The sequence below is a fragment of the Xanthomonas sp. F1 genome, assembly GCF_014199855.1.
In genome coordinates, this window is the sequence record NZ_JACHOK010000002.1 from 381,483 (window position 1) to 397,538 (window position 16,056).

Here is a 16,056-nt window from a genome sequence, read left to right on the forward strand (position 1 = left end):
CTCGTACTACTCGATCGATGTGAAGCATCAATTAGAAAGTCCGGCCATGGATGGCCGGGCTCTTGCGAAGGGACTCGCATCACAAGGATAAAGCATTGAACGCCATCACCCCCGATTTGCACCGCGACGACAGCCAGCAGCGCCTGGAACGCCTGTCCGACATCGCCGAGCGGCTGCTGGCGCGCGCCCGCGCGCTCGGCGCCAGCCAGGCCGAGGTCAGCTGCAGCGAGGACCGCGGGCTGGACGTCAACGTGCGCCTGGGCGCGGTGGAGACCGTGGAATCCACCCGCGACCGCGGCATCGGCGTCACCGTCTACTTCGGCCAGCGCAAGGGCAGCGCCAGCACCGCCGACCTGCACGAGTCCAGCCTGGAGGCCACCGTGGCCCAGGCCTGCGCGATCGCCCGCTACACCGAGGACGACGTGGCCGCCGGCCTGGCCGAGGCGGCGCTGATGGCCCGCGAGCAGCCGGATTTCGACCGCTGGCATCCGTGGCCGCTGCAGGCCGAGGAGGCGATCGACCTGGCGCTGGCCTGCGAGGCCGCCGGCCGCGACGCCGATGCGCGGATCAGCAATTCCGACGGCGCCTCGGCCGGCAGCAGCGAGAGCCTGTCGGTGTACGCCAATTCGCACGGCTTCATCGGCTGCGAGCGCAGCACCCACCATTCGCTCGCCTGCACGCTCATCGCCGGGCACGGCGACGGCATGCAGCGCGACGGTTGGTACAGCAGCGCGCTGGCGCGCGAGGACCTGGAGCGCGCGTCGGCGATCGGCCGCCGCGCCGCCGAGCGCACCGTGGCACGGCTGCAGCCGCGCTCGCTGCCGACCGGCGAGGTGCCGGTGCTGTTCGCGCCGGAGATGGCGCGCTCGTTGATCGGGCATCTGCTTGGCGCGGTCTCCGGCGGGGCGCTGTATCGCCGCGCCAGCTTCCTGCTCGACAGCGCTGGCACTCGCCTGTTCCCGGAGTGGTTTGCGATCGACGAGCGGCCGCACCTGCGCCGCGGGCTGCGCTCGGCCGCCTTCGACGGCGAGGGCGTGGCCACCCGCGACGCGCCGCTGGTGCGCGACGGCGTGCTGCAGCGTTACGTGCTGGGCAGCTATTCGGCGCGCAAGCTGGGCCTGCAGACCACCGCCAATGCCGGCGGCGTGCACAACCTGCAGGCGGCGGCCAACGCGCCGGACCTGCAGAACATCCTCAAGGGCCTGCCACGCGGCCTGCTGGTCACCGACCTGATGGGCAACGGCGTCAACCCGGTCACCGGCGATTATTCGCGCGGCGCCGGCGGGTTCTGGATCGAGAACGGCGAAATCGCCTACCCGGTGGACGAGATCACCATCGCCGGCAACCTGCGGCAGATGTTCCAGGACATCGAGGCGGTGGGTGCCGACATCGACGTGCGCTCGCACGTGCACATCGGCGCGGTACTGGTCGGCAGGATGACGGTGGCCGGCAACGATTGAGTGCCGCAACGCGCGCCGATGCCGGGGGGCGCGTTGTCGACGTCGCACGCGTGGCGCGGCATCGCCGCTTACGCGTGCGAGCCGGGCAAGCGCTGGCGTTCCCTGCGTACCTGTGCACGTCGCGATGGCCTGCGCCCGATCGCCGACGCGACGCCATGCACGATCGATGCGCGCGCGATCCGCTGCCGTATGGGGCGATGGACTGGCGCGCTACCCACCGCAGTGTGCTTGCCGGTGTGCCAGCTTCGCTTGACAGCGCTGCGCCGGCCGCCGAGAGTGACGCGCCAAACGTCTTGTCCCCTCACCACCAAAGGAACGGAATACCGATGAGCGAATTCGACAACGTCACCGCCCCGCCGCCGCCGCCGGCCTCGGCAGGGCCGCAGGAAGACCGCACGGTCGCGCTGATCACCCATCTGTCCGGGATCATCGCCGGTTTCATCGTGCCGCTGATCATCTGGCTGATCAACAAGGACAACCCGGCCAAGTCCTTCCTCAACGACCAGGCCAAGGAAGCGCTGAACTTCCAGATCACCGTCGCCATCGCCTACGTGATCTGCGTGGTGCTCAGCGTGATCGTCATCGGCGGGCTGCTGATGCCGGTGGTGTGGGTGGTGAACCTGGTGTTCTGCATCCTGGCCGGCATCAAGGCCAACGAAGGCGTCGCCTACCGCTATCCGTTCGCGCTGCGCCTGATCAAGTAAGCGCACCTGCGACGCGTCTCCGAAGGCCCGGCCGCTGCGCCGGGCCTTTTTTTGTGCCTGCCGCGCGCGCTGCCCGACGGGGCAGCTGGCCAAACCGGGCGCGGTCGCCGGTCAACCGCGGCCCGGGCGGCGCGTTTGCAAGGCTGTCGCCACCATCGGAGCGCCGCCAATCGTTTCGGCCTGGGTGCCCGTCCCGGAGAGCTGGCCGCGATGGGCGAGCCGCGGGCCTGGCTGGCCGCGGGATGCCGGCTGGGATACCCACGGCAACCAGGCCGCGGTGCTGCAGCGCAAGCTGGGCGAACTGGATGCGGGATTGCGCGCGTTCCACGATGGCGCGCAGGCCTGCTGGTCGCGCAGCGTGGTCGCGGTGGTGACCGAGTTCGGCCGCACCGCGGCGGTGAACGGCACCGGCGGTACCAACCATGGCACCGGCGGCGTGGCGTTCCTGGCCGGCGGCGCGGTACGCGGCGGGCGCATCTCCGGCGACTGGCCCGCTCTATCGCCGTGGGCCTTGAACGAGGGCCGCGACCTGCGCGCCACCAACGACCTGCGCGGCCTGTTCCGGCACGTGCTCGGTGCGCATCTGGGCGTGTCCGAGCGCGCGCTGGACATCCAGGTATTTCCCGGCAGCGCGGGGCTGTCCAGGTTGGAGGGACTGGTGGCCTAGGGTGCGCCTTGGCCACGAAGGCATGCGGCCTGCGCCGCACGCGAACCGGGCGCCGACGGCAGGTCGGCGCCCGGGACATCACCGGCGTGGTGGACTCAGTTCTGCGCCGGATTGTTCTCGGCGAAGTACTCGTGGCTGTCGGCGTTCTTCACCGCACGCGCCGGATCGCTCTTGGCCAGGCTCTTGGCCGCGCTCTGCCCGTACGCGGTGTCCTGCGTGCCGGCGACCACGCTGAAGTGGCTCATTTCGTGGATCAGGGTGCCGGCCTTGGAGTCGGTGCCGGTCAGCGGCGCACTCCAGAACGCATTGCAGACGTAGATCTGGTACGGCTGGTTCGGATAGACGTAGGCGTAGGAGCTGTCGCTGCAACCGCAGTTGATGGTGATCTGCCCGTTGTTCTGGTCGATCGCCGAATCGATGTTGACGAAGTTGGAGGTGGCGGTGCTGTAGCGGCTGGCGTTGTAGGCGCCGAACCAGGTGGTATAGCGCGCGCCGGTGCTGCCGCCGTTGAGGTAGGTCTTGGCGTTCTGCGAGTAGGTGCGCGCCGCGTTCACCGCGCTGCCGATGGTGCTGATCTGGCTGCTGCTGCACGAGGCGTAGTTGACGCCGTTGACCACCGCCTGCGGGCCGACCATCAGGTCGTTGCGCACGGCGCGGCCGCGGCCACCGTCCAGCCACACCGTCAGCGGCGCGCTGGACAGCGTCTGCGGTTCGCCGTCGGCGCGCAGCATGCGCGCACCGTCGGCGAGCGCGGCGCCCTGCAGCGGCGCGTCGAGGCGGATGCTGTAGGTGCCGCTGCGGGTCAGGTCGTAGGCCTGGCCGAGATCGATCTGCGCCTGCCGCGTTTCGCCCGGCTGCAGCACCACCATGTCCTCGGCGCGCGGCGCAGCGCGCTTGACCAGGCGCCCGACGTAATCCACCGGCTTGCCGTCGCGCTGGACCTGGAACAGGGCGTTGTCGAGATCGCCCAGCGGCAGTTCCCACTTGGGCACGCGCGCGACCTGCGCGCCGGTGTTGCGCACGGTCACCGCCAGTTGGCCGCGTTGCTGGCCGTCGGCGTCGGCGACCGGCGTCAGCTCGACCTGCAGCGGCGCGGGCGTGCGCGTGAGTTGCGATTGCGCGGTGGCCGCCGAGATGATGCCGACCAGGCTGAAGCCGATCGCTGCCGAGATCCGGGATGCGTGTTTCATGCAGTCTCTCTCCGTCGAAAGTGGGCGCCCCGTGACAGGGGCCGAAGCAAACTAGCCCGGTGCCACGCGCGTGCGCGGCGCTTGTGCGTTTGTCTTCGATTTCGTCCAGCGAAGCGCGCGCCCGGTCTCAGTATCGGCGTCACCTAGGCACGCTGCGTCGCGTCCGCCGTGCCTCGGTCACGCGCCGTCTGGCCGTCGATGAACGTACCGTCGTGTCGATGCTAGAGTCGGCGTCCACCTCATGCAGAGGAGCCGCCATGCGATTTCCGCGCCTGCTCTCGGCCGTTGTCGTGGCCGCGTGGTCGTGCGTGGCCATCGCCGCGCCGATCACGCCGCGCACGATCGCGCTGGACGTGCAGGGGCCGACCACGCCGCGCGATCGCTTCTACGACCTGTCGGTCGGCGCGGACTATCCGGGCACGCTGCTCCGCGAGGACAGCCTGGCGCAGCTGCGCACCGCGCGGGACGAACTCGGGTTCCGCTACGTCCGCTTCCACGCGATCTTCCATGACGTGCTGGGGACCTACCGCGAGGTCGACGGGCGCCCGCGCTATGACTGGAGCGGGATCGACCGCCTGTACGACCGCTTGCTCGGCATGGGCGTACGCCCCTTCGTCGAACTGGGGTTTACCCCGGAGGCGATGAAGACCTCCGACCAACACATCTTCTACTGGAAGGGCAACACCTCGCACCCACGGCTGGACCAGTGGACCGCGTTGATCGATGCCTTCGTACGCCACCTGCGCCAGCGCTACGGCGAGGAAGAAGTGCGCCGCTGGTATTTCGAGGTGTGGAACGAGCCGAACCTGGCTGGATTCTGGGAAGGCGCCGATCAATCCGCCTATTTCGCGCTGTACGCGGCGACGGCGCGTACCCTCAAGCGCATCGATCCGCAGTTGCGGGTGGGCGGTCCGGCCACCGCCGGTGCGGCCTGGGTGCCGGCATTCATCGCGCAGGCGCATGCGGCGGGCACGCCGGTGGACTTCATCACCACCCACACCTATGGCGTGGATGGCGGCTTCCTGGACGAGCAGGGCCAGAGCGACACCAGGCTGTCGCCTGCGCCGGATGCGATTAGTGGCGATGTGCGTCGCGTGCGTGCGCAGATCCAGGACTCGGCGATGCCCGGGTTGCCGTTGTACTTCACCGAATGGAGCAGCAGCTACACGCCGCGCGACCCGGTGCACGACAGCTACCTGAGCGCGGCCTACATCCTGAGCAAGCTGCGCGCGGTGGAGGGGCTGGTGCAGGGCATGAGCTACTGGACCTACAGCGACCTGTTCGAGGAGCCGGGGCCACCGACCGCGCCATTCCAGGGCGGGTTCGGCCTGCTCAACCCGCAGGGCCTGCGCAAGCCGGCGTACTTCGCCTACCGGTATCTCAACGCGCTGGGCGAACGCCAACTGCGCAATACCGACCCGCAGAGCTATGCGACCTACGACAGCGACGTGCTGAAGGTGCTGGCCTGGGACTTCGTCGCGCCGCAGCAGGACAAGAGCAATCGCCCGTATTTCACCCGGGTGCTGCCGGCAGCGCCGGCGCCGTCGCTGCGCCTGCACCTGCGCGGGCTGGCGCCGGGCGCGTACACCCTGGCGATCCACCGCACCGGTTTCGACGCCAATGATGCCTACAGCGCCTATTTGCGCATGGGGTCGCCGACGACGCTGAGCGCCTCGCAACTTCGGCGCCTGCAGGCACGCAGCGCCGACACGCCGGCGCTGCGACAGCTGCGGGTGCACCGCGATGGCCGCGCGCAGCTCGATGTGCCGATGCGTGCCAACGACGTGGTGTTGCTGGAGCTGCGTCCGCGCTGAGCGCGTGTCTCTCCTGTCGCGAGTGGGGTTCGCTCGCCGATTCCTGCAGGAGCGGCCTCGGTCGCGCCAGGCCGAGCCTGCGAACGCCAGGCGCGGCTGCGGGATGGGCCTTCTCGGTTACTTCGTCGCGACGGCAGGCGTTGCTGGCGACGCGCGCGTTGGCGCGGCTTGCGCGAGACGCGTGCCACACGCCGGCACGCGTGCAGGCGCAGTGCGCTAGTGCGCGCGATCGACTGCGAGCCGCGCCAGCGCCGCCAGCGCATCGGCGGCGGCGCCATAGCCGCGCAGGCTGTCCTGCATGGCCTGCGCCAGTTCGGCCAGTTTGGCCTTGGCGCTGTCCATGCCCAGCAGGGCGGGGTAGGTGGACTTGGCCTGCGCCGCGTCCTTGCCGGCGGTCTTGCCGAGCTGTTCGGAGCTGGCTTCGACGTCGAGGATGTCGTCGCGCACCTGGAAGGCCAGGCCCAACGCGGTGGCGAAGGTGTCCAGTTGCGCGAGCGCGGTGGCGTCGGCGCCACCGCCAAGCGCGCCCAGGCGCACGCTGGCGCGGATCAGCGCGCCGGTCTTCAGTGCATGCATGCGTTGCAGGTCGGCCAATGCCTGCACGTGGCCGGTGGCGTCGATGTCCAGCGCCTGGCCGCCGCACATGCCGGCCGCGCCGGCGGCCTCGGCCAGGGTCTGCAGCCACTGCACGCGCAGCGTGGGGGCCGCCTCCTCGGCATTGGCCAGCAGCGCGAACGCCAGGCTCTGCAGCGCATCGCCGGCGAGGATTGCGGTGGCTTCGTCGAAGGCGATGTGGACGGTCGGCTGGCCGCGGCGCAGGGCGTCGTCGTCCATCGCTGGCAGGTCGTCGTGGACCAGCGAGTACGCGTGGATCAGTTCCACCGCCAGCGCCGGCGCGTCCAACTGCGCGTCGTCGGCGCCGAACAGCGCGCCGCTGGCGTAGACCAGCAGCGGGCGCATGCGCTTGCCGCCGCCGAGGGTGGCGTGGCGCATCGCCGCGTGCAGGCGTTGTGGTGGCAGCGCCGCCGCCGGCAACTGCGCCTGCAGGCCGGCTTCCACCCGTTCGCGCCAGCGCGCGAACGCCGCCTCAGCCGCCATGGGGCGGCACGGGATCGAAGGGCTCGGCGCTGTCGGGCTGCTCGGGATCGCTGAGCAGGCGCACGCGCAACTCCGCCTGCTCCAGCGCCTGCTGGCATTGCCGGTACAGGCCCACGCCGCGCTCGTAGGCGCTGAGCGACTGTTCCAGGCTCAGGTCGCCGGCTTCCATCTTCTCCACCAGCACTTCCAGCTCCTCGAGCGATTGCTCGAAGCGGGCGACCGGGGAGGCATCGTCTTGGGACTTCTTGGGCATGGCGAAAGTGTGCGCGGCGGCGGCAGCAGGGTCAATGCGACGCCGGTGTCGGCGCTGGCGGCGGGTCCAGCACCAGGCGTGCGGCATGCGCCTGCAGCCAGGCGTGCAGCGGCGCAGCCAGCAGGTCCGGGCCGGCGGCCAGCAGTTGCGTGGCATCGAACAGCAGCGGCAGCCGCAGGCGCTCCCACGGCGGCAGCGCCTGCGTCTGCAACAGGTGCTTGAGCGACTGCGATTGCGTGCGCCCAGGCAGGCGCAGGCGTTCGCCGCCGCGGCGCGCGCGCACCAGCAGCGGCGTGTCGAAGGCCAGCGTGGTCTCGGCGTACAGATGCAGGCGGCGGCCATCGGGCAACGGCAGCGGCGTGCGGCCGTCCCACTGCGCATGCCAGTCGGCAGGCCAGGGCGCGAGGTCGCGTTCTGCATACAGGGTGTCGCGCCAGCTGCGCACGCAGGCACCGTGCCAGGCAAACTGCGCCGCCGCATCGGCACGCGGTTGCAGCAGATCGCGTTCGATCGCGGCCAGGCCGGCCGCCGGCAACGGCGGCAGCCCGGCCTGTGCGATCCAGCACCGCAGCACGCGCGCGCGCCGCGCCGTGGGCAGGGCGCGCAACGGGGCGAGCGGCAGCGGGGCATTCGGGGCGTCCTGCAGCGCGTCGAGCGCCGTGCGGTCGTCCGCGTCCAGCAGTGCGCCGGCGTCGGCGCAGAGCTGCGCGCTGCGGGCAAGGGCGGCGTCGGCGTGCGGCCAGCGCTGGCGCAGCAGCGGCAGCACCTGCAGGCGCAGGAAATTGCGATCGAAGCCGGGATCGGCATTGCTGGGGTCGTCGATCCACTGCAGGCCGTGCTGCTGTGCATAGGCGTGCAGCACGCTGCGTGGTTGCGCCAGCAGCGGCCGCCATAGGCGGCTGCCGGCGAAGTCGGACAGCGCCTGCATCGCTGCCAGGCCATCCGGGCCGGACGCGCGCAATGCACGCAGCAGGAAGGTCTCGGCCTGGTCGTCACGGTGCTGGGCCAGCGCCAGCCATTCGCCGGGCTGCAGCGTCTGTGCAAAGGCGTGGCGACGCGCCTGCCGCGCCGCTGCTTCCAGGCCATCGCCGCTGTCGCGTGGCACCTGTACCCGCACCACCTGCAGCGGCACTGCCAGCGCCGCGCATCGCTGCGCGCAATGCGCGGCCCATGCGTCGGCGTCGGCATGCAGGCCATGGTGCACGTGCAGCGCACGCAGGCCGGCGCGACGATAGGACGGTTGTTGCGCGAGCAGGTGCAGCAGTACGGTCGAATCCAGGCCGCCGCTGAAGCCGAGCAGCAGCGGCGCCGGCGCCGGATCGGGCAGCGCGGCGGCGAGTGCGGACAGCGGGGACGTAGAGGCGTGCGGCGGCATCGCGTCACTGTAGACGCAAGCGCACGTCAGCGCGAAGCATGACATGGCGACGTCTTTGAGCCTGAGTAGCGTTGTGGGAGGGACTTCAGTCCCGACGCCTTTCAGTTCAATGCGTCGGGACTGAAGTCCCTCCCACAAGAGCAGTTCTCGGCACTTGGGACTATCTCGATGGCCTGCTCAGCAGGGCGCCTGCTCGGTGTTGTCCGCCAGCATGCCAAGCCCGGCCTGCGGCCAGCGCGCTACGGCGCCTTAAGCGGCGCAAACGTTGGTTAGCCCCCTGTGGGAGGGACTTCAGTCCCGACGCCGGGGTTTCTCACCTCGCGGACGATGCGCTTCCCCCGAAATCGCAGGCGATGCAGCAAGAAATGCGTTGCAGAAGGCCGGCCTTGGCGGCGTTCTCCGTGACAACGCCGCCATGCCACATATGGTCATCGGCTCAGCGCTTTGGTGCCGGGACCTCGCGGTTATGGCGATCGATGGAGTACCAGCGGCCGCCCTGCATCGGCGTATGGCCGTCGGCGTCGGGCGTGCCCGCGCTGCAGCCGTCGCAGACCTCGGCGACGCCGTGCTCGAACGGCCAGGCGAAATCGTGGACCGGCGCGATCACCTCCCGCAGTTGCCGGTCGTAGAAACCGATGCGGCCGTGAAAAATGCCGCGGGTCAGGCCTTCCGTGAAGCCATCCGGGCCGTTGTCCCAGGTGATCACCGGCAGGCTGCGGCCATCGGCGCGCACGTAGTAGAACCGTGCGCCGACGCTCAGCAGCGCCAGGCCGTCGCGATCGAAGTGCAGGCCGCGCAGCGCCTGCGGCGTCAGTGCCAGGCGTTCGTCGGCACCGAGCCGGCAGCCCGGCACCACCGGCCGATCGGTATTCGGGTCGCCCAGCCGGCAGGCCTCGGTGGCCGGTTGGGCCGCGGCGGCCGGCATGGAGCCGAGCGCGGTTACCGCAGCGAACACTGCGAACACCGCGACGGCCACGCGCAGGCCGCCGCCATGCCGCGGATGCCGCCTCATTGCGTGGTCGCAGCGCTGGTCATGAACGCCGCCGGCTTGGGCAACTCCACCGGCACGCCGTCGCCGTTGCAGGTGCCGGCCTGGCACAGCCGCGCGCGCAGCGTCGGCGTGGCCTGCACGATCACGTGATAGATCACGTTCTCTTCCAGGCTGCCGCGGAACGCGTTGCTGCCGGGGCCGCGCGCCCAGATGCCGACGTCGTCGCCGCCATGGGTCTCGGCTTTGGTCGGCACCAGTGCTTCCTGCATGAAGTCCGGGCTTTCGGTGTCGACGTGGGTCAGGTCCGGGCGGCCGTTGGCCGGCTCGAAGTTGCTCGGCGCATGCGGGAAGGTCTTGACCCCGGCCGGCTGCTGGTTGCTGGCGCCGGTGTAGCCGGGGCCGTTGGCGTAGCTGAGCGTGGCGTAGGGCTGGCCGTTGCCGTCCAGTGCCAGGTCGCCGGTGTTGGCGTCCTCGCCGCTGGTGCCGCGTACCTTGCCCAGGATCGGGTTGCCGCGTTGCGGGTAGCCGACGAAGTTCAGCGTGTGCGAGTGGTCGGCGGTGACGATGATCAGCGTGTCCTCGGCCGAGGTCGCGTCCGCTGCGGCCTGCACCGCCTGCGACAGGGCGATGGTCTCGTCGAGCGCGCGGTAGGCGTTGCCGGCGTGGTGCGCGTGGTCGATGCGTCCGCCTTCGACCATCAGCACGTAGCCGTTCTTGTCCTGTGACAGGGTGCGGATCGCGGCGCGGGTCATCTCGGCCAGGCTCGGGTCGCCATTGGCGCTGCGGTCGCGGTCGTGGTCGAACTGCATGTGGTCCGGCTCGAACAGGCCCAGCAGCGCCGGTGCGTTCTGCGCCGCTTCCAGTTGCCCGCGGGTCCACACGTAGGCGCCCTGCGGGTGGCGCTGGCGCCATTCGCCGACCAGGTCGCGGCCGTCCAGGCGCAGGCCGACCTTGTCGTCGTACTCGGGGTCGCGCTGCTCGACGGTGGTGAACTGGCCGCGACCGCCGGCCAGCATCACTTGCGGGCCGCGCCCGAAGCGCGCGCTCACCATCTGCTGGGCGATGTCGCGGCAGCCTTCGGCGACCGCCTTCTCCGGCAGGTCGGCATCGCTCTCCCAGTTGCGTTCCGGCACGTGCGCATAGGTCGCGGCCGGGGTGGCGTGGGTCAGCCGGGTGGTGGTGACGATGCCGGTGCCCATGCCGGCGCTGTCGGCCAGTTCCAGCCAGCTCAGCAACTGCTTGCCGAGGCTGTCGGCGCACGCGTCGCGCTTGCCGGCGGACACGCCGATCGCGCCCATGTGGGTCTTCACCCCGGTGGTGATCGAGGTCATGGTGCCGGCCGAGTCCGGCGTCTGCGAATCGGTGTTGTAGGTCTTGCTCAGCGCGGTGGCGGGGAACGCCTCCCACGACAGCTGGTTCTCCTCGCCGGAGGCGCCCTTGCGCTGGCCGTCGAGGATGCGCGCGGCGGCGACCGTGGTGAGGCTCATGCCGTCGCCCAGGAACAGGATGACGTTCTTGGCCTTGCCGCGCATCGCACCGTTGTTGGCGGCCTTGGCGGCGCCGCTGCGGTACCACCAGTCCGGGGTCTCGCCGGCCGGGTGGGCCACGGCGGGAACGACGATCGGCGCGACGTTGGCGCTGGCGGCCGGCGTGTGCGGCGTGCTGGCGCAGGCGCCCAGCAGCAGGGTGGAGGCGGCGGCGAGAGCGGAAACGGGGAGGCGCATACGCGAAACGGGTCCTGAACAACGAAGTCCCCCGCATTATGCCGGCTACGACAAGGCACGCCGATGACATCGCGCCTTTCCAGCCATGGCGTCGTCGCTGCTGCCGGGGTGCGCTATCGTGCGAAACCCCCGATCTCTCTGGACAGCGTCGATGAAACTGGTGACGGCCTGGTTACGCATTCCGTTCTGGCAGCGCGTGGTCGCCGGCTTCGTGCTGGGCGCGCTGGCCGGCTGGGCGCTGGGGCCGACCGCGGAAACCTGGTTCAAGCCGCTGGGCGACCTGTACGTCACCCTGATCAAGATGATCGCGGTGCCGCTGGTGTTCTTCGCCGTCATCAACGCGATCTCGTCGCTGCACGGGCAGCAGTCGGTGGCCAAGCTGGGCGGGCGCACCTTCCTGTGGTTCGTGGTCACCGCGGCGCTGGCGGTCGGCGTCGGCCTGGCCGTGGGCACTGTGCTGCAGCCGGGCGCCGGCCACCTGGGCCTGCGCGTGGACAGCGCCTGGACCCCGCGCGACGTGCCCAGCCCGGTGCAGGTGCTGCTGGACGTGGTGCCGTCGAACCCGTTCTATGCGCTGACCGGCATCGGCACCAGGACCAATGCCGCCGGCGAGACCGTGCTGGCGGCCGGGCGCGGTTCGATCCTGCCGGTGATCTTCTTCGCCGCGCTGCTGGGCTTTGCGATGGTCAAGCTCGGCGAGCGCGTGGCCGAGGCGCGCAAGCTCACCACGCAGATGAGCGAGATCATGATCCAGGTCACCCGCTTCGTGCTGGAGATGACCCCGCTCGGCACCTTCGGCCTGATCGCCGCGCTGGTCGGCGGCTATGGTTTCGGCAAGCTGCTGCCGTTCGGCAATTTCGTGCTGGCGCTGTACCTGGCCTGCGCGATCCACATCGTGGTGGTGTACAGCGGCCTGCTGCTGGTGCACGGGCTGAACCCGTGGAAGTTCTTCCGCGGCGCCGCGCCGGGCATGCAGGTGGCCTTCGTCAGTTCCTCCAGCTTCGCCGCGATGCCGGTGGCGCTGCGTTCGATCACCCACAACCTCGGCGTCAACAAGGACTACGCCGCGTTCGCGGTGCCGCTGGGCGCCAGCATCAAGATGGACGGCTGCGGCGCGATCTTCCCGGCGTTGTGCGCGGTGTTCATCGCCCAGTACACCGGCGTGCCGCTGACCGCCAACCAGTATTTCGTGGTGCTGATCGCCTCGGTGCTGGGCAGCTTCGGCACCGCCGGCGTGCCCGGCACCGCGGTGGTGATGGCCACGGTAGTGCTGAGCGCGGCCAACCTGCCGCTGGAGGTGATCGGCTACCTGTACGCCATCGACCGCGTGCTGGACATGATGCGCACCATGACCAACGTGACCGGGCAGATGCTGGTGCCGGTGCTGGTGGCCAAGGAAACCGGCCTGCTCGATCGCAGCATCTACGAGGCCGCGTCGAGCAATGTCGGCCTGGAAGATCCGCCGGTCGATAGCTCCGGCCAGGTGCGTTGATGCTTCCGTGGGCACGCCTGCCGACAGCCTGCGCGCGCAGTTGCTACGGTTGCCCGGGCTGACGCTCCACGAGGGCGTGCTGGTGCACGACGCGTTGCCGGACGACCCGTTCGAACAGCGCTATCTTGACGTGCGCCGCCGCGAAGGCCGACTCTACAGCGACGCCCAGGTGCGCACGCTGCCGCAGCCGCCCGGCGCGCTGGGCTCCAGCCACGAATGGCGGGTGCGTGCCGAATCCTGCCGGCGGCTGCTGCGCCACCTGCGCGCGCGTGGCGGCGACGGGCCGCTGCTGGAACTGGGCTGCGGCAACGGCTGGCTGTCGCATCGCCTGGCCAGCGGCCTGCAGCGCGAAGTCTGCGGCGTCGACGTCAATCGCATCGAGCTGGCACAGGCGGCGCGGGTGTTCGCCGACGCGCCGCGGTTGAGTTTCGTCGCCGGCGATATCCTGCGCCTGCCGCTGCCGGCGCAGCGCTTCGATGTGGTGGTGGTGCCGGCCTGCCTCCAGTACTTCGCCGATCCGCGTGCGCTGATCGCGCGCCTGCTGCACCTGCTGCAGCACGACGGCGAACTGCACATCCTCGACAGCCCGTTCTACGCCGACGCCGAGCAGGCCCGGGCCAGCGCCGCGCGCAGCCTGCGCTACTTCAGCGAGCTGGGCTGCGCGGAACTGGCGCAGCAGTACCATCAACACACCGATGCGGTACTGGATGGTCTCGTGCTGCGCCGGCTGTTCGACCCGCGCCGCCTGTCCGTGCGCTGCCTGCGCGCGCTGCGCTGGCGCCAGCCGCATTTCCCGTGGCTGTGCATCCGCAAGCGCGACAACCTGGCGCTGGCCGCCGCGTAGCCGACCACGCCGGCCGCCAGCGCGTCTGCGGCGACAGGTCATTGCGACGCCGTTGCGATTGGTGGCAGCGGCGCATGGCAGACTGCCGCCTCCTTCCCCAGCATGGACTCCCGATGAGCGGCACCCAACGCGAACTGACCTTCCGCTTCCTGGCCGAGCCGATCGACGTCAACTACGGCGGCAAGGTCCACGGCGGCGTGGTGATGAAGTGGATCGACCAGGTCGGCTATGCCGCCGCGGTGGGCTGGAGCGGCCACTACAGCGTGACCGTGGCGGTGGGCGGCATCCGCTTCGTCTCGCCGATCCGCATCAGCGACATGGTCACGGTCAGCGCCAAGCTGGTCCACACCGGCACCAGCAGCATGCATTTCGCCATCGAGGTGCGCGCTCGCGATCCGATGGGCGGCGAGCCGCGCCTGTGCACCCATTGCATCATCGTGTTCGTGGCCCTGGACGGCGTCGAAGGCCGGCCGACCGCGGTGCCGGCCTGGCATCCGGACACGCCGGAAGACCATCGCCTGGCCGAGTACGCGCAGAAGGTGATGGAGCTGAGCAAGGGCATCGAAGACACCATCGCCCACTACCACGGCTGAGCGCGCGCCCGCGCTGGCTCAGGCGCGCCCGCGCTGGCTCAGGCGCGCCCGCGCTGGCTCAGGCGCGCCAGTCCGCAGGCGCGGTGCGGCAGTCGCCGTCGAACAGGCGGCCGCCGTGCACGGCCAGTTCCTGCTGCGCCAGTGCCAGTACCGGTGCGCGGTCGGCGCTGGCGAACAGCGCGGCGAAGGCCTGGTCGAAGCGTTGGCCCAAGGCCGGATCCATCCGTGCCAGCAGGCGCGGAACCCACTTGCCGCTGCCGTACCAGTGGCCGCGCCCGCGCAGCGCCAGTTCCGCCAGGCGCGGATGCAGCAGGGCGCCGATCGCGACGATCTCGGCGGCGCTGCGCTCTCCGCACAGGTCGTCGACCAGGTCGGTGATCTCGTAGCGCAGCGCGTCGCGTTGCGCCTGCGTCAGCGGCGGCGGCCCGGCCTGCAGCCGCGCGGCGACCTGGCCTTGCAGGCTGCGCGCGGATTCGGTCGCGGTGCCGACGAGGGTGCCCTCGGCGATCATGTGCAGCAGGCTGGGGCGGCCGCGGGCGGCGTCTTCATCGACGAACCAGGCGAGCGTGCCCGGATCGTGCACGAAGGCCTCGACCGGCACGCCCTCGGCCAGGAACGATTCGCGCCGTGCGGCCGGCAGGCGCTCATAGACCACGACCAGATCGAGATCGGACAGGTGCGTGCCTTCGCCGCGCAGGATCGAGCCGGCGGCGAAGCCGAACGCCGCGTCGGCGTAGCGGGTGGACAGCAGCGATTGCGCGATCGCCAGCGCCTGGGCGGGCGTGGGCAACGTGGCGGCGGTCGGCGCCGGCGCGTCTTCTCTCGTCGGCGCGGTCATGGTACGGCCTGGCCATATCGACGCGCTCGGCGGCACGCCAGGGTGGGGGAGGACGGCATCATTATCATCGAGGTCACGGTGACGCGATCGCGGCGGACCAGCGTATCGTGCCGGCGGGCAACGTGGACGACGGCGATGATGCTCCAGGCGGACAGTACGGAATTGCAGCGGCAGTACGGCGATACCCAGCGGCTGGACCAGCGCAAGTCGCTGCATGCCAAGTACGGACGTGCCGACTGGTACCCATGGTTGCGCGGGCAGCTGCCGTTGGCCGCGCACATGCGCGTGGCCGACGTCGGCTGCGGCACCGGCCAGTTGTGGAGCGCGCTCGCCGGGCAGTGGCCGGAACGGCTCGCGCTTCAGGTGCTGGACCGCTCGCCGGCCATGGTCGCCGCGGCATTGGCGCAGGCGGCGGCGTTGCGCCCGCAGGGCGTGGTCGGCGACGCGATGCGCCTGCCGCTGCGCGATGCCAGCGTCGACGCCGCGCTGGCGGTGCACATGCTCTATCACCTGCCCGATCCGCACGCGGGCGTGCGCGAACTGCGGCGCATCGTCCGCCCCGGCGCGACGGTGCTGGCGGTGCTCAACGGCCACGACAACATGCGCCAGCTCGCGCAGCTGATCGCCGGCGTGGCCGGCGGCCCGGACCGCGACCCGTCCACCCTGCGCCTGGATGCCGAGACAGGCGCGTGCCTGTTCGCCGCGCACTTCGCCCAGGTCCGCGTCGCACGCTTCGACGATACGCTGGTCTGCACCGACCCCGACGACGTCATGGCCTACCTGCAGAGCCTGCCGTTGCCGCCGCAGGCGCACGCGCCGGCCTTGCGCCAGGCGGTGGACGCAGCGTTTGCGCGCGGCGGCGGGGCATTTCGGATCGACAAGGACATGCGCGCGATCGTGGCCATCGCCTGAGGCGCCCGCGCCGCGCGCCAGCGATGCGCCGGCCAACCGGATCGCAGCGAAGCGCCGCAATAAAAAAGGCCGCTGTTGCCAGCGGCCCTTTCTCGGCAGTG

Annotated in this window: 15 protein-coding genes; 8 read left to right on the forward strand and 7 right to left on the reverse strand. The window is 70.7% G+C overall.

The genetic code is table 11. The annotated features are described in order from the left end of the window. Positions 1–95: 95 nt before the first annotated feature. The 3 genes from pmbA to GGR71_RS06355 all read left to right on the forward strand — a co-directional run bounded on the left by pmbA (position 96) and on the right by GGR71_RS06355 (position 2,831). Complete coding sequence (gene pmbA / locus GGR71_RS06345) at positions 96–1,460, forward strand: metalloprotease PmbA (protein ID WP_160961066.1); 1,365 nt, start codon at positions 96–98, stop codon at positions 1,458–1,460. 326 nt (positions 1,461–1,786) lie between these two features. Further along, on the forward strand, positions 1,787–2,164 hold the full coding sequence (locus GGR71_RS06350) for a DUF4870 domain-containing protein (protein WP_019797965.1): 378 nt from the start codon (positions 1,787–1,789) through the stop codon (positions 2,162–2,164). A gap of 184 nt (positions 2,165–2,348) precedes the next feature. After that, entirely contained in the window at positions 2,349–2,831 is a 483-nt protein-coding gene (locus tag GGR71_RS06355; RefSeq protein ID WP_343160830.1) for a DUF1501 domain-containing protein, read from the forward strand. A 95-nt stretch (positions 2,832–2,926) separates the two neighbouring features. Here GGR71_RS06355 and GGR71_RS06360 read toward each other — a convergent pair whose 3' ends face one another. Next, positions 2,927–4,021, reverse strand: a complete 1,095-nt coding sequence (locus GGR71_RS06360) for a M35 family metallo-endopeptidase (RefSeq protein WP_160961064.1) — start codon at positions 4,019–4,021, stop codon at positions 2,927–2,929. Between the two features lie 257 nt (positions 4,022–4,278). Between GGR71_RS06360 and GGR71_RS06365 the strand changes: the two genes are divergently transcribed. Continuing rightward, entirely contained in the window at positions 4,279–5,835 is a 1,557-nt protein-coding gene (locus GGR71_RS06365; protein WP_160961062.1) for a GH39 family glycosyl hydrolase, read from the forward strand. Between the two features lie 216 nt (positions 5,836–6,051). Here the strand turns inward: GGR71_RS06365 and GGR71_RS06370 are convergent, their stop codons facing one another. The 5 genes from GGR71_RS06370 to GGR71_RS06390 form a co-directional block, all read right to left on the reverse strand. Then, entirely contained in the window at positions 6,052–6,933 is an 882-nt protein-coding gene (locus GGR71_RS06370) for a polyprenyl synthetase family protein (protein WP_160961060.1), read from the reverse strand. Further along, complete coding sequence (locus tag GGR71_RS06375) at positions 6,923–7,186, reverse strand: exodeoxyribonuclease VII small subunit (RefSeq protein WP_017909613.1); 264 nt, start codon at positions 7,184–7,186, stop codon at positions 6,923–6,925. The genes GGR71_RS06370 and GGR71_RS06375 overlap by 11 nt, the downstream gene beginning before the upstream one ends. 31 nt (positions 7,187–7,217) lie before the next feature. Beyond that, positions 7,218–8,561: a tRNA lysidine(34) synthetase TilS gene (gene tilS / locus GGR71_RS06380; RefSeq protein WP_160961057.1), complete on the reverse strand. Its 1,344-nt coding sequence runs from the start codon at positions 8,559–8,561 to the stop codon at positions 7,218–7,220. 436 nt (positions 8,562–8,997) lie between these two features. Beyond that, entirely contained in the window at positions 8,998–9,573 is a 576-nt protein-coding gene (locus tag GGR71_RS06385; RefSeq protein ID WP_237474406.1) for a WG repeat-containing protein, read from the reverse strand. After that, positions 9,570–11,276, reverse strand: a complete 1,707-nt coding sequence (locus GGR71_RS06390) for an alkaline phosphatase (protein WP_160961055.1) — start codon at positions 11,274–11,276, stop codon at positions 9,570–9,572. Before GGR71_RS06390 ends, GGR71_RS06385 begins: the two co-directional genes overlap by 4 nt. 151 nt (positions 11,277–11,427) lie before the next feature. Here GGR71_RS06390 and GGR71_RS06395 point away from each other — a divergent pair, with 151 nt between their 5' ends. The 3 genes from GGR71_RS06395 to GGR71_RS06405 all read left to right on the forward strand — a co-directional run bounded on the left by GGR71_RS06395 (position 11,428) and on the right by GGR71_RS06405 (position 14,205). Then, the gene (locus tag GGR71_RS06395) at positions 11,428–12,768 is read left to right on the forward strand and encodes a dicarboxylate/amino acid:cation symporter (RefSeq protein ID WP_160961052.1); all 1,341 of its coding nucleotides are present in this window, start codon (positions 11,428–11,430) and stop codon (positions 12,766–12,768) included. Between the two features lie 7 nt (positions 12,769–12,775). Continuing rightward, a complete protein-coding gene (locus tag GGR71_RS06400) occupies positions 12,776–13,612 on the forward strand; it encodes a class I SAM-dependent methyltransferase (protein WP_160961049.1) in 837 nt (278 codons plus the stop codon). Positions 13,613–13,725: 113 nt separating this feature from the next. Then, positions 13,726–14,205, forward strand: a complete 480-nt coding sequence (locus GGR71_RS06405; protein ID WP_010341292.1) for an acyl-CoA thioesterase — start codon at positions 13,726–13,728, stop codon at positions 14,203–14,205. A gap of 58 nt (positions 14,206–14,263) precedes the next feature. Here GGR71_RS06405 and GGR71_RS06410 read toward each other — a convergent pair whose 3' ends face one another. Beyond that, positions 14,264–15,043 (reverse strand): nucleotidyltransferase domain-containing protein, encoded by a 780-nt coding sequence (locus tag GGR71_RS06410; protein WP_160961047.1) that lies wholly within the window; start codon positions 15,041–15,043, stop codon positions 14,264–14,266. 138 nt (positions 15,044–15,181) lie between these two features. Between GGR71_RS06410 and GGR71_RS06415 the strand changes: the two genes are divergently transcribed. Continuing rightward, positions 15,182–15,955 carry a class I SAM-dependent methyltransferase gene (locus tag GGR71_RS06415; RefSeq protein ID WP_456362591.1) on the forward strand — a complete coding sequence of 258 codons (774 nt, stop codon included), beginning with the start codon at positions 15,182–15,184 and terminating at the stop codon, positions 15,953–15,955. Positions 15,956–16,056: the final 101 nt, after the last annotated feature.

What these genes read in the sequence shown, in the direction of transcription:
- GGR71_RS06350 (WP_019797965.1), top strand. Translation starts at nt 1,787, where the DNA reads ATGAGCGAATTCGACAACGTCACCGCCCCGCCGCCGCCGCCGGCCTCG.
- GGR71_RS06360 (WP_160961064.1), bottom strand. Translation starts at nt 4,021, where the DNA reads ATGAAACACGCATCCCGGATCTCGGCAGCGATCGGCTTCAGCCTGGTC.
- GGR71_RS06365 (WP_160961062.1), top strand. Translation starts at nt 4,279, where the DNA reads ATGCGATTTCCGCGCCTGCTCTCGGCCGTTGTCGTGGCCGCGTGGTCG.
- GGR71_RS06370 (WP_160961060.1), bottom strand. Translation starts at nt 6,933, where the DNA reads ATGGCGGCTGAGGCGGCGTTCGCGCGCTGGCGCGAACGGGTGGAAGCC.
- GGR71_RS06375 (WP_017909613.1), bottom strand. Translation starts at nt 7,186, where the DNA reads ATGCCCAAGAAGTCCCAAGACGATGCCTCCCCGGTCGCCCGCTTCGAG.
- tilS (WP_160961057.1), bottom strand. Translation starts at nt 8,561, where the DNA reads ATGCCGCCGCACGCCTCTACGTCCCCGCTGTCCGCACTCGCCGCCGCG.
- GGR71_RS06385 (WP_237474406.1), bottom strand. Translation starts at nt 9,573, where the DNA reads ATGAGGCGGCATCCGCGGCATGGCGGCGGCCTGCGCGTGGCCGTCGCG.
- GGR71_RS06390 (WP_160961055.1), bottom strand. Translation starts at nt 11,276, where the DNA reads ATGCGCCTCCCCGTTTCCGCTCTCGCCGCCGCCTCCACCCTGCTGCTG.
- GGR71_RS06395 (WP_160961052.1), top strand. Translation starts at nt 11,428, where the DNA reads ATGAAACTGGTGACGGCCTGGTTACGCATTCCGTTCTGGCAGCGCGTG.
- GGR71_RS06405 (WP_010341292.1), top strand. Translation starts at nt 13,726, where the DNA reads ATGAGCGGCACCCAACGCGAACTGACCTTCCGCTTCCTGGCCGAGCCG.
- GGR71_RS06410 (WP_160961047.1), bottom strand. Translation starts at nt 15,043, where the DNA reads ATGACCGCGCCGACGAGAGAAGACGCGCCGGCGCCGACCGCCGCCACG.
- GGR71_RS06415 (WP_456362591.1), top strand. Translation starts at nt 15,182, where the DNA reads ATGCTCCAGGCGGACAGTACGGAATTGCAGCGGCAGTACGGCGATACC.